General features: G+C 65.4%; 11 protein-coding genes. 3 read left to right on the top strand and 8 right to left on the bottom strand.

The genetic code is table 11. The features are described from left to right. From XH81_RS08050 to XH81_RS08035, 4 genes are all read right to left on the bottom strand, one after another. Positions 1-2,120, bottom strand: a 2,120-nt coding sequence (locus XH81_RS08050; protein WP_271596095.1) for a caspase family protein, incomplete at its 3' end; no start/stop codon positions are given. Between the two features lie 317 nt (positions 2,121-2,437). Further along, positions 2,438-3,181, bottom strand: a complete 744-nt coding sequence (locus tag XH81_RS08045; RefSeq protein WP_028141510.1) for a carbonic anhydrase — start codon at positions 3,179-3,181, stop codon at positions 2,438-2,440. A gap of 130 nt (positions 3,182-3,311) precedes the next feature. After that, complete coding sequence (gene dnaE, locus XH81_RS08040; RefSeq protein WP_028141509.1) at positions 3,312-6,815, bottom strand: DNA polymerase III subunit alpha; 3,504 nt, start codon at positions 6,813-6,815, stop codon at positions 3,312-3,314. 487 nt (positions 6,816-7,302) lie between these two features. Beyond that, positions 7,303-8,028: an outer membrane protein gene (locus XH81_RS08035; RefSeq protein WP_028141508.1), complete on the bottom strand. Its 726-nt coding sequence runs from the start codon at positions 8,026-8,028 to the stop codon at positions 7,303-7,305. Positions 8,029-8,281: 253 nt separating this feature from the next. Between XH81_RS08035 and XH81_RS08030 the strand changes: the two genes are divergently transcribed. Both XH81_RS08030 and XH81_RS08025 read left to right on the top strand, forming a co-directional pair. Beyond that, positions 8,282-8,599, top strand: coding sequence for a DUF3551 domain-containing protein (locus tag XH81_RS08030; RefSeq protein ID WP_028141507.1), 318 nt, complete (start codon positions 8,282-8,284; stop codon positions 8,597-8,599). 1 nt (position 8,600) lies between these two features. Further along, on the top strand, positions 8,601-8,867 hold the full coding sequence (locus XH81_RS08025; protein ID WP_028141506.1) for a DUF3551 domain-containing protein: 267 nt from the start codon (positions 8,601-8,603) through the stop codon (positions 8,865-8,867). 59 nt (positions 8,868-8,926) lie between these two features. On the opposite strand, the gene XH81_RS08020 is transcribed toward XH81_RS08025, so the two are convergent. Both XH81_RS08020 and XH81_RS08015 read right to left on the bottom strand, forming a co-directional pair. After that, positions 8,927-9,565 (bottom strand): HD domain-containing protein, encoded by a 639-nt coding sequence (locus XH81_RS08020; protein WP_028141505.1) that lies wholly within the window; start codon positions 9,563-9,565, stop codon positions 8,927-8,929. A 44-nt stretch (positions 9,566-9,609) separates the two neighbouring features. Continuing rightward, positions 9,610-10,071 carry a carboxymuconolactone decarboxylase family protein gene (locus XH81_RS08015; protein WP_028141504.1) on the bottom strand — a complete coding sequence of 154 codons (462 nt, stop codon included), beginning with the start codon at positions 10,069-10,071 and terminating at the stop codon, positions 9,610-9,612. Positions 10,072-10,179: 108 nt separating this feature from the next. Between XH81_RS08015 and pdxR the strand changes: the two genes are divergently transcribed. After that, positions 10,180-11,589 (top strand): MocR-like pyridoxine biosynthesis transcription factor PdxR, encoded by a 1,410-nt coding sequence (gene pdxR / locus XH81_RS08010; protein ID WP_028141503.1) that lies wholly within the window; start codon positions 10,180-10,182, stop codon positions 11,587-11,589. 21 nt (positions 11,590-11,610) lie between these two features. Here pdxR and map read toward each other — a convergent pair whose 3' ends face one another. Both map and XH81_RS08000 read right to left on the bottom strand, forming a co-directional pair. After that, entirely contained in the window at positions 11,611-12,360 is a 750-nt protein-coding gene (map, locus tag XH81_RS08005; RefSeq protein ID WP_028141502.1) for a type I methionyl aminopeptidase, read from the bottom strand. 123 nt (positions 12,361-12,483) lie between these two features. Further along, complete coding sequence (locus tag XH81_RS08000; protein ID WP_028141501.1) at positions 12,484-13,383, bottom strand: GNAT family N-acetyltransferase; 900 nt, start codon at positions 13,381-13,383, stop codon at positions 12,484-12,486. Positions 13,384-13,433: the final 50 nt, after the last annotated feature.

Genomic DNA, 13,433 nt, shown 5'->3' with positions numbered 1-13,433 from the left:
GCCGGCGCGCCCGCGGCGGCGGGCGGCGAGCCTGCAGGCTCACGGGTCGCAGACTTGGCGCGATCCGCAGGCCCGGCGCCGGGCGGCGTCTGTGCCACCGGCGGCTTGGGCGCCTGGCCGGGCACAGCAGTCGGGTTGGCCACAGTGGGCGCAGCGGTTGCCGGCGCGGCAGCCGTTGGCGCATTGGAATGGGCAGGCAGTGTTGTGCCAGGAGCAGCCGTTGTGCCGGGTGCAGCTGTGGTCGGCGCCCCCGGACGAGCCGGCGGTGTCGCACCGGGTGCGGTCGCCGTCGGCGGCACGGGCCTTCCGCCCGGCAAAGCCCCTGCCCCGGCCGGCGGTGGCGGCGGGCCACCATGGGCACCAGGAACCGGCAGCGTGTTGGCCTGGGGCAGCCTGGTCTGCGGAGCAAGTGTCGGCGCCGTCTGCGGCGCAGCGGATGGCGCTGCGGTCGGCGCGACTGCCGTCGTCGGCGTCACCGGAGGCGGGCCGGGCCTCGCCGTCGGCTGGATCGCCGCGCTCGGCGGCATCGGCGCCTTGCCCTGCTGGATCAGCGCGGCGCGCTGCACGACCGCCTGCGGCACGGCAGGCCCGGCCGGGTTGGCACGGCCGGCAATCGCTGGCGCCAGATTGCCCGGTCCGGCCCCTGCCCCCGTAGCCGGTGCTGGTGCCGGCAGGCGGTTGATCACGGTGTTGATCACCGTCGTATTATGGATGTTCTGGTAGATGATGTTGTTCGGCGGCGGCGCGACATAGACCGGCGGCCTGACGAACACCGGGATCGGCACGAACACCGGCTGCGGCAGCACGAACAGGCCGACCACGGGCAGCGGCGGCGGCAGCACGACGAAATCCGGCGGCGGCGGCGGCAGATAGTAGACCGGCGGCGGCGGTGGCGGCGCGAAGCCGAAATCGGGATCGCTGAAATACAGCACGGGACGGTCGACATAGACCACCTCCTCCGGCGGCGGGGGCGGCACGTCGTAGTCGATCATCGCAAAGCTCGGCGGCGGCTCGGCCGGCGCGGTGAGGATCGCGAGGCGCCGGCGCGCGTCCGCCGCATGCGGCCCGCGCGGATAGCGGCGCAGATACGACCAATAGGCTTCCGGGGTATCGTTCCGGTAGGTGCGCCTCCAGGTGATCGCTTCGCGGCGCGCCGCGACGATCGCCATCACGCGCTTCGCCAGGGGATCGCCGGGATAGGCGGCGAGAAACTCCTCATAGGCCGGCAGCGTGTCGCGCTCGAGCGCGGCGGCATAGGCATCCCGCACGCCGAGGTCGCGGATCGGCTTGCTCCGGATCGCGGCGACCTGGTCGGGCGCGGCCTCCGGGGGCGGCGCGTCGGGCCCGCGCTCGAAGAACGAGAATGGCGCCGAGATCTTCTGCTCGTTCCAGGGCACCTGCGCGCCCTTGGAGGCCTCATTGACACGCAGGCGAATGCGGTCGAACACCTCAGGCAGCGGCAGGCCGCCGGTCCGGATCATCTCGGCCAGCGACTGGGCGTAGATGCCGTAAGGCCCCGCCTCCTCCGGCGCGACCGTGCCGGGTGCCGCGTTGAACGCGATCAGCATGTTCGGCTCGGGCTCGACCAGCGCCAGACCGCTCGCGATCGGCTGGCCGCCCTCGATGAAGGGCTGCGCGCGGGCCGCGTCGAGCACGACGATGTTGGCCTTGAGCGGGATCGAGGCGAGCTGGCGCACATAATCACTGATCCGCAACGCCTCGGTCGGAACGTCGGTGTCGCGGGTGATGTTGGAATCGACCGGGATGAAATAGTTCTCGCCGGCCAGCTGCACGCCGTAGCCGGAAAGATAGATCATCGCGACGGTGCCCGGCCCCGAGGCCTGGGCCTTCTGGATGAAGTCGCGAAAGCTCTTGCGCAGCGTATCGCCGTCGAGATCGCGCGCGCCGACGACGTCGAAGCCGGCTGCCTGCAGCGTCTGCGCGATCAGGCCGGCGTCGTTCGCGGTCGTTGCCAGCGGCGACTTGGCATAGGCGCCGTTGCCGACCACGAGTGCGATGCGCTTCTCCTGCTGCTGTGCGTTTGCTGCTCCCGGCGCGCCGGCGGCAAGGGCCACGATCGGCAGGAGAAGGCAAATGACGACTCGAAACGTCCCACGCATGGCTTGCTTGCCCGCTACTGTAGTTGAGGTGCCACCACGCATGAGGCGCGCAGCCGGCTGAACGGCGGTTGAACGAAAAGCTCGGATTGAGGCGGTGGCGTGGCCACGCGGCTGCTGGCGTCAGCTTCAGGTCAGCTGCAAATCAGCTCACGCCAGCCTCAAGGCCGCGAGCCTAGAAACTTCGCAAGGCTCCTTCAAGTCCCTGCCCTGCGCGATCAGATCGACCCTTGCGCGGATCCCACAGACGGCTGTATGGCGGCCGGCCTCTTGCCCGACGGAGGCCGACCGCCTGGCTCCGGTGTTCCCGAAGCTGGGCTTTAGCCCTGCGCGATCAACTCGACGGCCCCTGTGCGCAACCGATAGATACCGCCGACCACCTTGAGCTTGCCCTGTTCGACCGCTGCGTTGAGAAGCGGGGCGGCGGATTTCAGCTTGGCAACATTGTCGATGACGTTCTGGCGAATGGCGTTGTCGAGCGCGTTACCGCTCTGCCCGGCCGCCGTCTTCACCGAAGGTGCGATCGCGGAGACCAGCGTGGGGATGTGTCCCGGCAGCGGCTTGTCGTCCTTCAGCGACTTGATGGTCGCATCGACCGCGCCGCAATTGTCATGGCCGAGCACCAGGATGAGGGGCGTGCCCAGCACGGCGACGGTATATTCCATGCTCGCGACGGTCTCGTCGCCGGCAAAGTTTCCGGCGACACGGCACACGAACAGATCGCCGCGTCCGCTGTCGAAGGCATATTCGGGCGCGATGCGCGAATCGGCGCAGCTCAAAACGGCCGCGTAGGGATTCTGACCGCCGACCAGCGCTTCGCGCTCATGCGTGAAGTCGTGGCGGCGCGACACACCCGACACGTAGCGCGCATTGCCCTCCATCAGCTTCTTGAGCGCCGCATCGGGCGACAGCACGTTCTGAGGTTTGGGCGGCGCCTTCGCCTCCTTGGCCAACGCGGTCCCGCCAAACGCTGCCACTCCGAGCGCCGAAGCGGCAAAGAGCATCATGGAGCGCCGCGAAGGAGCGGTCGATTGAAGCAGATTTTCGGAGCATTTGTCGCACATGGTTGTTGTTCTTCCTGGCTTCCCGCCCAACGCGATTCTCGTGACAACAACTGATAGCTGCGCGCGAGCGACTTCGAAACCGGGCGCGGGCCAAATAGTTAAGCTTTGGTTTGCGGCGGGGCCCGCAATGTCAGAGCTGTTGCACGTCTACCACGCCCGCGACCGCCTTGATCGCGCCGGCGATCTGCGGCGAGACCTTGAAGCGGCCGGGCAGCTTCATCTCCACCTCGGTCTCGAGGTCGAGCATCATTACCAGCGAGACCTCACCGTCGCCATTCGAGCGCGGTGCGATGCCCGGACTGCCGACTTTCGGCGCGGCGCCGTTCGAGGCGGCCATGTCGGGCCCGGCCAAACGCTTGGCGATCGATTCCAGCGGCTTGGTGTCGCGCAGGAAGATGCGCAGGCCCTTCTGCGTCTTGGCGGCGGCATCGTCCAGCGGCTCGGCATGCAACACGCGGGCGCGGACGTCCTCGCCCTGAAGCTCGGCGCCGAGTTGCAGCAGCACGGCAGCGCCCGGCTCCAGCACGTCGCGATATTGCGCGAGGCCTTCGGAGAACAGCACCGCCTCGAAGTGGCCCGTGGGATCGGAGAGCCCCATGATGCCCATCTTGTTGCCGGTCTTGGTGCGCCGCTCCATGCGCGAGACCACGGTGGCTGCGACCTTGCCGGCGGTGGCACCGGTCTTCACCGCGCGCGAAAACTCGGCCCAGCTCTGCACCCGCAACCGCTTCAGCACGGTGGCGTAATCGTCGAGCGGATGGCCCGACAGGAAGAAGCCGACGGCATCGTATTCGCGGCGGAGCTTTTCGGCCGGCAGCCACGGCTCGATCTGCGGCAGCATGATGGTCGGCGCATCCGCCGACATGCCGAACATGTCGTTCTGACCGATGGTCTCGGCCTGATGCGCGCGCTGGCAGGCGGCGAGGATCGAGTCCGCGCCGGCGAAGACGCGGGCGCGGTTCGTCTCCAGCGTGTCGAAGGCGCCGGCGGCGGCAAGACTTTCGATGATACGCTTGTTGATCGCGCGCGGATTGACCCGCGCGGCGAAGTCGGCGAGCGAGGTGAACAGTCCGCGCTTGGCCCGTTCCTCGATGATCTGCTCGATCGCCTGGATGCCGACGCCCTTCAACGCTGCGAGCGCGTAGTAAATGACCTTGTCGCCGACCTCGAAGGTCGCGCCGGAACGGTTGATGTTCGGCGGCTCGACCTTGATACCGAGGCGCTGCGCCTCGGCGCGGAATTCGGAGAGCTTGTCGGTGTTGTTGAGGTCGAGCGTCATCGACGCCGCGATGAACTCCACCGGATAATGCGCCTTCATGTAGGCGGTGTGATAGGACACCAGCGCATAGGCCGCCGCGTGGCTCTTGTTGAAGCCGTAGTCGGCGAACTTGGCGAGCAGCTCGAAGATGGTCTCGGCCTGCGCCTTCGGCACGCCGTTCTTTACCGCACCCGCGACGAAGATGTCGCGCTGCTTGTCCATCTCGGCGCGGATCTTCTTGCCCATGGCGCGGCGCAGCAGGTCGGCGTCGCCGAGCGAATAGCCCGACATCACCTGCGCGATCTGCATCACCTGTTCCTGGTAGATGATGACGCCGAACGTCTCCTTCAGGATCGGCTCCAGCACGGGATGCAGATATTCCGGCTCCTCGTCGCCGTGCTTGCGCGCGCAATAGGTCGGGATGTTCGCCATCGGGCCCGGGCGATACAGCGCCACCAGGGCGATGATGTCCTCGAAACGGTCGGGGCGCATGTCGACCAGCGCGCGCCGCATGCCCTGGCTTTCAACCTGGAACACGCCGACCACCTCACCGCGCGCCAGCATCTGGTAGCTCTCGGCATCGTCGATCGGCAACGTGGCGAGATCGACATGGATATCGCGCGGCTTGAGCAGCTTGCAGGCGACGTCGAGCACGGTCAGCGTCTTCAGGCCGAGGAAGTCGAACTTCACGAGGCCGGCGGGCTCGACCCATTTCATGTTGAACTGGGTCACCGGCATGTCGGATTTGGGATCGCGGTAGAGCGGCACGAGCTCGCTCAGGGGGCGATCACCGATCACGATGCCGGCGGCGTGGGTCGAGGCGTGGCGGGTCAGGCCTTCCAGGCGCTGGGCGATGTCAAAGGCGCGCGCCACCACCGGGTCTTCGTCGCGGAACGCCTGGAGCTTCGGCTCGCTCTCGATCGCGGCCGCGAGCGTGACGGGCGCGGCGGGATTCTGCGGCACCAGCTTGGTCAGCTTGTCGACCTGGCCATAGGGCATCTGCAGCACGCGGCCGACGTCGCGCAGCACGCCGCGCGCCTGCAGCGTTCCGAAGGTGATGATCTGCGCCACCTGATCGCGGCCGTAGCGCTGCTGCACGTAACTGATCACCTCGCCGCGGCGGTCCTGGCAGAAGTCGATGTCGAAGTCCGGCATCGAGACGCGTTCGGGATTGAGGAAGCGCTCGAACAGCAGGCCGAACTTGATCGGATCGAGGTCGGTGATGGTGAGCGCCCAGGCGACCAGCGAGCCTGCGCCGGAGCCGCGGCCCGGCCCGACCGGAATGCCCTGGCCCTTCGCCCATTTGATGAAGTCGGACACGATCAGGAAGTAGCCCGCGTATTTCATGCGCATGATGACGTCGAGCTCGAACGCCAGGCGCTTGCTGTAATCCTCGTCCGTCATGCCCTGCGACAGGCCATGGACCCGCAGGCGATTGACGAGCCCCTCCTCCGCCTGGCGCTTCAGTTCCGCCGCCTCGACCGCGGCGGCGTCCGAGCTCTGCGCGGCACCGACGGTGAAGAACGGCAGGATCGGCTTGCGCGTCATCGGGCGGAACGAGCAGCGCTCGGCGATCTCCACCGTCGAGGCCAGCGCCTCCGGAATGTCGGCGAACAGCACCGCCATCTCGGCGCGCGTCTTGAAGCGATGATCCGGCGTGAGCTGCTCGCGCTCGGTCTCGGCGATCAGCCGCCCGCCGGCGATGCACAGCAGCGCGTCATGCGCTTCGTAATCGTCGGTCGCGGCGAAATACGGCTCGTTGGTCGCAACCAGCGGCAGTCCCTTGGCGTAGGCGAGGTCGATCAGGCCGCTTTCGACGCGCCGCTCCTTCTCGGTGTTGTGGCGCTGCAATTCGATGTAGAGGCGGTCGCCGAACAGGCCGGCCAGACGCTCGCAGCGCAAGGCGGCGAGCTCGGCATGACCGCCGGCCAGCGCCAGCGAGATCGGCCCGTCAGGTCCGCCCGTCAGCGCGATCAGCCCCTCGGTCTCGCCCTCGAACCAGTCGAATTTGACGAACGGAGCATGGCTATCCGGCGATTCGAGGAAGGCGCGCGAGTTGAGCCGCATCAGGCTGCGATAGCCGCGCTCCTGCGCGGCCAGCAGCACCACGCGCGACGGCCCCATCGCGTTGCGCGCATTCGGATCCTGGTCGCCGAAATCGATCGCCAGCTCGCAGCCGACGATCGGCTGGATGCCGGAGCCCGCCATCTTGTCGGAAAACTCCAGCGCACCGAACAGATTGTCGGTGTCGGTCAGCGCCAGCGCCGGCTGATGGTCCTTCTTGGCAAGCTCGGCGAGCTTGGCGATCTTGATCGAGCCCTTGAGCAGCGAATAGGCCGAGTGAACGTGAAGGTGGACAAATCCGGCGCTCGGCATGGTCGCGTGACGGCCTCTTGCAGATGGAATGGAGCGGTCGCCGGCTCCTCAAGGCATCATGCACTCGCCGTTTGCCTTCGTTTGCCGACTCGCCTCGCAATGGTGAGGTGTCGCAGCTTCAGAGTCTACGCCGGAGCGGCCAATTGGCCGCGTCGTCCTGCTTTTCCCCAAGGGGGCACCGGTAAAGGGGAGCTGCGGTTTACAAAACCGCTGCCCCTAGAGCTGCGGTATGACCTGCGCCCAGATCGCGATCATCCCGACGAACAGCGTGATCGACGCCAGTGCGGCGGCCTCTTCCACGAAAACCCTGAACATGGCTTGCTCCCTTGTTGGAACGTATGAAGAACATTGTTCTCATTTCGTTCTCAAGAGTCAAGCGCGGCGGACGACCTCCAGGAGCAATGGTTAACTCGCTGAATTCACGCAATAAAAAAGCCCCGGCCAAGGCCGGGGCTTTCGAGGACCGCTCAACGAAGAACGATCAGTCTCAGTAACGGCCAATCATCGGGCCGCCGAACTTGTAGTTCAGGCGGACGAGACCCATGTCGACGTCCTGCTTGATGCGGTCGGTACCCGCGAGGCCGGCGAAGGTGACGTCCTTGTCCGACAGGAAGATGTGGTTGTACTCGACGCCAACCGACCAGTTCGGCGCAAAACCGTACTCGAGGCCGGCACCGACCGTACCACCCCACCGGGTCTGGTCGTTCGAGGACAGCAGCGCGCCCGAGACCGTGCTGGAAACGTCGTACTTGACGCCGACCACAGCCGCACCGCCCTTGACGTAGAGCAGGACGTTGTTCCAGGCGTAGCCGACCTGACCGGTGATCAGACCGAACGAGTCGATCTTCGAGCGGTTGCGAGTTGCGAACAGCGCGCTGACATTGTCGCCCGAGAAGTCGGCCCAGTTGCCCTGACCTTCCACGCCGAACACCCACTGGCCGGACTGAAAGCGATAGCCGATCTGACCACCGACCGTGCCGCCGGTCGCATCATGCGAACCTTCGCGGCCGCCGCCGACGAGATCCCAGGTCGAGTGCGACGAACCGCCGCCGCCGTTGATGCCGATGTAGAAGCCGCTCCAGTCATAGACCGCGGCGATCGCCGCCGGCGGCGCCTTGGTGTACGGCCGAGCTGCGAGGTCGGCAGCCAGCGCCGGCGCAGTCGCGCTCAGCGCGACAAGGCTCACAGCGGCAAGCAACAAATTCTTCTTCATTTGAGTCCCGTTCCAGTTTCGTCGTTAGGCCCCCTGGCCGCAGCGTGGTCATAACAGTGATCGACGGAATTGCTGTAACCTCGACGCAACAGTTCGCTCCAAAGGCCCGCGCTTCATTAATGAAGATTTATCAGCGCGTTCTGGAAACCCTTTGAAATAAGTGTTTTCTGTAGTTCCATTGTCGGCGACACGAGATAAATTGCATGCGCGCGTAACAACGTCGCGCGCACATTCGCGTGATGGAGAATTGAAGATGCGCAGACGAATTGTCCTCCCCATTGTCGCCACACTTTCGCTCGCTACCGCCACATTTGCACTCGTGTCGAGCACATCAACACCCGCACGCGCGTTCGGAACGCATCATCCATTCTGCCTCACCGGCGATGAATGGCCGGGCCTGAGCAATTGCAGGTTCGACACCTACGCGCAGTGTCAGGCAAGCGCATCGGGACGCGCGCTGACCTGCATCGCCAATCCGTATTTCGTCGGGCAGAGCGACGACCCCTACGCCTACCAGAATCGTCCGCGCGCGCAGACGCCGGGCTATTCACCAGGCTACTTCCTGCGCTGAGATGCGCCGGGCTCGCCTCGCACTGGTCGTGATCGGCCTGCTTCTCGCGGGCGGATCTGCACCCGCGCAGACCTACGATCCGAGCTATCCCGTGTGCATGCAGATCTACGGCCCTGTCGGCTATTTCGACTGCCGCTACGGCTCGCTCGAGCAGTGCCGATATCTCGCCGTCGGACGCTCGGCGAGTTGCGTGGTGAACCCGTATTTTCCGCTGAAGAAACCAACGCGCCCTCGCCGCTCGAGCGCGCCGCCTCGCCCCGGATCCTAACCGTTCAGTTTCCGCCGGAGATAGGGCGGCGTAGGCGTGCGGCGAATGCCGTCATCGGCTCAGCTCTGCCAGGGCGTGCTGCGGATGCGCGTGCACGCATTCGGCTTGCGGAAGCTGGGATCGTGATCCTCGATGTAGTCGAAATTGACCGTCCCGAACGTCGTCTGCGGCTTCTTCAGCGCCGAGCAGGTCTGCACCTTCAGGAACTCGTTCTTGAAGTCGCCGCGCGGAAACGCCGAGATCACCTGGTCGCGCTGCTCCGGCGTGTAGTCGTCATACCCAATGCCCACGACGTCCACCAGGACACCCGCGTTGGTGAGCGCGATTTCCGGCCGCATGAATTGCGGAATGCCGGGCGTGGTGTGCAGCGCGATTGCCTCCCACACCAGATCGGCTTGCGGCTCGGCGATGCCGCGCGCCCGCAGGAACTCACGCGCAGCGTCGGCTCCGTCAACCTCAAATCGCTTTGTCTGCGTGTGGTAATGGTCGACGAGGCCGAGATCGTGAAACAACGCCGCGACGTAAAGAAGTTCGGGATCGAATTTCAGCTGCTGACGCAGCCCCTTCATGGCACCGAAGACGTAGACTCGGACGGAATGGTTGAAAAGCATGTCGTCTTCGTGGCTGCGCACCAGTTCAGCCGCCTCGCGCGCCAGCTTGCTGTCGGGGATTTTGACGCTGGAAATCACGCTCATCATCTTCAAGCTCCTACTTTGCATTTCGACTGATGCCGCGCGATCCGTCAGGCCGCCTTCTCGAGCGCGGCCTGCGGAGTATTTCGGAAGCTGATCGACATGCGATTGTACGCATTCATCAGGCTGATTGCGATCGTGAGATCGACAAGCTCGCGCTCGCTGAAGACCTTGCGGGCGGCTTGATAGGCTTCATCGGGCACGTTGGTCTCGGCGACGCGGGTGACAGTCTCGGCCCAGGCGAGGGCCGCGCGCTCGCGGTCGTCGAAGAGATCGCCGGCCTCGGCCCAAGCCTGCAGCAGCGCGAGCTTTTCGACCTTCACACCGCTCTTCAGCAGATCCCGCGTGTGCATGTCGAGGCAGTAGGCGCAGTTGTTGATCTGTGAGACGCGCAGGTAAGCGAGGGTCACCAGCGTCGCGGGAAGCCCACTCTGCATGACGTAGCCATAGACGCCGCCCAGTGCCTTCGCGCCTGCCGGTGCAATGTGGTTGTAGTTGAGGCGTTCACTCATCCGCTTTCTCCTTGATGATCGAGGGAGCCCCTCTTTCCTCCCTCAGATGCCCCTGCCGTGGTCTATAAAAAAGGACCAAGAACGCGGGGAAATCGTGTACCAAGGATCATGACCAGATCGCTGCGGCTGAAGCTCGACCGGTCGGCGAAGACGCCGCTGGCGGAGCAAATCCACAGGGGGATCAGGGCCGCCATCGAGCGCGGCGTGCTCGCCCCGGGCGCGCGCCTGCCCTCATGGCAGGATTTGGCGGCCCAGCTTGGCGTCGCGCGCGGCACCGTGCGCTCAGCCTATGAAAAGCTCTCATCGGCCCAACTGATCATCGCGGCCCGCGCGACAGGCACCCATGTCGCCGACCGACCGTCCATTCCCGTGCGGCGGGACAAGGCGCCGGACCCCGGCTCGTTCATGGAGATGTACCAGGAACTCACGGCGGGGCCGGCGATCTTCCAGATGGGCGTTCCTTCGCAGGAGACCTTTCCTGCGACGCTGCTCGCGCGAATGCGCGCACGGGCGGTTCGCGTCGAGATGAGCGTACCTGCGATCTACCCCGACCCGCGCGGCGAACTGGACTTGCGACGCGAGATCGCGGCCTACCTTGCGCTGGCGCGCGGGATCGAATGCGCACCGTCCCAGATCATCATCACCAGCGGCTTCAGCGGCGGCCTCGGCCTGGCGCTCCGTGTCCTCGACCTTGGGCAAAGGAAGAAAGTCTGGATGGAGGATCCCGGCTTTCCCTTCACCCGGCACGGCCTCGAACTTGCGGGACTGTCGATCGTGCCAATCACGGTTGACGCAGATGGGATCGATGTCGATGACGGCCTGCAACAGGCGCCCGACGCCGCGCTGGTTGTCGTGACACCGGGGCAGCAGGCGCCGCTCGGATCCACGCTGTCACTGGCACGTCGATCGCGCCTGCTCGACTGGGCGAACCAAAACAACGCCTGGGTGATCGAGGATGACTATCTCAGCGAACTTCAGCTCAAGGGCCGGGCCACGCCGGCGCTCGCCTCGCTCGATCGCGCCGGCCGCGTCATTCACATTGGCTCCTTCAGCAAGACCGTAACCCCTGCCCTACGGCTCGGCTTTGTCGTTGCACCGGCCGCTCTGGCGTCGCGATTCGCCGAGACCGCAGCGTGCCTCGCGCCGGCACCCGGCCCCGCGGTGCAGCTCGCCACGGCAGACTTCATCCGCGAGGGCCATTATCTGCGGCATCTGCGGCGCACCAAGCGCGCCTACACCGCGCAAGGCGATGCACTGCTGAAGCAGCTTCGAACGCGCACCACGAACGTTGCGATTGCAGGACTGGCCGCGGTCCTGCGCTTGCCGGACGGAGCGCCTGATCTTGCCATCGCCAGGCAAGCTGCATCGTTCGGACTTGCGCCCACGCCGCTCTCGCTCTGGTATGCCTCGAAGGCTTCGGCGCGCCCGGGACTGTTGCTAGGCGTCGCGACGTCTCCACTCAAAAGGATCGAGGCGTCCTGCGACCGGCTCCTTCAGATCATCGACCGACTGACGTGATCCGACTCCGGCGTCGGCAGCTTAACCCTCCAGCGTCACGATCAAAGGCCCGTTGCGGGTGGCGATCACGGTGTGCTCGTACTGAACGGTCGGGGCCTCGGGGCTGCTGTAAAGCGTCCATGGGTCGTCGCCATTCTCCGCCCATTCGGCACCCATGGAGAGGAACGGCTCGACGGTGAACACGAGGCCATCGTTCATGATGCGGCGTTCGGAGCGGTCGGGCCAGGTTGCAATCTCCGTCGGCTCCTCATGGAGCGACAGGCCGACGCCGTGACTGGCCAGATTCCTGACCAGGCTGTAGCCTTTCTTCCGCGCAAAGGTCCCGATCGCCTGGCCGATCCCGGCAATCGGTTTGCCGGCGCCGACCTGCTGCAGGCCGGTCCACATCGCCCGCCGGCCGTCCCGGCAAAGACGTTCGATCGCGCGGTTTACGGGGGGAACGGCGAAGGAAGCACCCGTATCGGCAAAAAAGCCCTTCTTCTCGGCTGACACGTCAATGTTCACGAGGTCGCCGCGCGCGATCCGCCGTTCGCCCGGAATGCCGTGAGCGATCTCCTCGTTCACGCTGATGCAGGTCGCCCCGGGAAAATCATAGGCCAGCTCCGGGGCCGAACGCGCGCCGGCGGCCTCCAGGAGCTTTCGCCCGATCTGGTCGAGCTCGGAGGTGCTCATGCCCGGCTCAATCGCCTTGCCCATCGCCTCCAGCGTATTGGCGACGATGCGACCGATCTCTTTCAGGCGCGTCAGGTCGTTGTCATCGGAGATTGTCATGTCAGGGCTCTTGTCCGGGAGGCCCGGACATAGCCCCTGCGAGGTCGGCTTGCAAACGCAGCGTGTACGCCAGAATCGTTCGCGCGGCCTAGTCAGCGTTCCGCCAACGCGGGATCGCAAGATCTACATGAAACCCGGATTACGCGGGAGGTAACTAACCCAATCTCCGAACTGTCGATTGGACATCAGCAGCATCGGGAGCGTCAGATGCATGCCGTGGTCGGTCGCGACTTTGAGCGCCGGCTCGCTCGTACCCGGCACGAAGGCCGAGATGGTTGGAACACCGCCCCGTGCCGCGAGCGACAGCGCAGCCGCAAGGGCGGGGCCAACCAGATCCTGCCGGCGGACCGCGAGCGGACCAATGTGTCCATCCGAAACGTAGACGTACCCGACGCACTCGCGGCCGGCGTGAATGGTGAACCCGTTCGTCGTGCTGTCGCCCAGGAGATATCGGTGATGCTTCGCTCTGGAAACGCCGAGAGCGCTGATATCAATGGGCACCAGGTCCTCGAACCGGGCCGTCGCGGCGGCAAGAGGTTCAAGACAGAGCAGCGGCTCAGCCAACCGTGACGCCAGGCGGTCACGAGGCGCGCTGACCATGTAGATCGGACAGCGCGGGAATAGTCCGTGACGGATGTAGAGGCCTTGAGACACGTTGTTGAAGGTGAAGGTAATCAACGCCTTGACGGATGCTCCGCGCGTTGCCGCGTGAGCGAATGACTTCCCGAGCAATTGATTGCCAATGCCGTCGCTTTGGCGATCAGGCGCCACGAACAACTGCGCCAAGAACCAAAGCTCGCCACACACCCAACTCCACGCGAAGCCGACAATGTCTCCGTCGTCATCGGCAACCCATAGACCTTCGGGATCATCCGCAAGCGAGAAGGCCTGAAAATGGTGCGGGCGAGAGGATGCCATCTTGCCGAACCCCCGCCGTTCCGTGAGTTCGTTGATGCTGGCGACCACGATCTCGTCGGCTCTCGCCAAATCGTCGCTACAAGCGGGCCGGCACACGACAGCCATTCTCGAATCCTCCCGAAGAGATCAACACGGCCCATGGGAGCGACGAAATC

The organism is Bradyrhizobium sp. CCBAU 25360, assembly GCF_028128695.1.
Classification (GTDB): Bacteria; Pseudomonadota; Alphaproteobacteria; order Rhizobiales; family Xanthobacteraceae; genus Bradyrhizobium; species Bradyrhizobium ottawaense.
The sequence above is the reverse complement of the archived record's forward strand: the minus strand, read 5'-3'. Positions and strand labels throughout refer to the sequence as shown.

Bases quoted from the DNA above. Each gene is read 5' to 3' on its own strand.
- XH81_RS08045 (WP_028141510.1), bottom strand. From the start codon at position 3,181: ATGTGCGACAAATGCTCCGAAAATCTGCTTCAATCGACCGCTCCTTCG.
- dnaE (WP_028141509.1), bottom strand. From the start codon at position 6,815: ATGCCGAGCGCCGGATTTGTCCACCTTCACGTTCACTCGGCCTATTCG.
- XH81_RS08035 (WP_028141508.1), bottom strand. From the start codon at position 8,028: ATGAAGAAGAATTTGTTGCTTGCCGCTGTGAGCCTTGTCGCGCTGAGC.
- XH81_RS08030 (WP_028141507.1), top strand. From the start codon at position 8,282: ATGCGCAGACGAATTGTCCTCCCCATTGTCGCCACACTTTCGCTCGCT.
- XH81_RS08025 (WP_028141506.1), top strand. From the start codon at position 8,601: ATGCGCCGGGCTCGCCTCGCACTGGTCGTGATCGGCCTGCTTCTCGCG.
- XH81_RS08020 (WP_028141505.1), bottom strand. From the start codon at position 9,565: ATGATGAGCGTGATTTCCAGCGTCAAAATCCCCGACAGCAAGCTGGCG.
- XH81_RS08015 (WP_028141504.1), bottom strand. From the start codon at position 10,071: ATGAGTGAACGCCTCAACTACAACCACATTGCACCGGCAGGCGCGAAG.
- pdxR (WP_028141503.1), top strand. From the start codon at position 10,180: ATGACCAGATCGCTGCGGCTGAAGCTCGACCGGTCGGCGAAGACGCCG.
- map (WP_028141502.1), bottom strand. From the start codon at position 12,360: ATGACAATCTCCGATGACAACGACCTGACGCGCCTGAAAGAGATCGGT.
- XH81_RS08000 (WP_028141501.1), bottom strand. From the start codon at position 13,383: ATGGCTGTCGTGTGCCGGCCCGCTTGTAGCGACGATTTGGCGAGAGCC.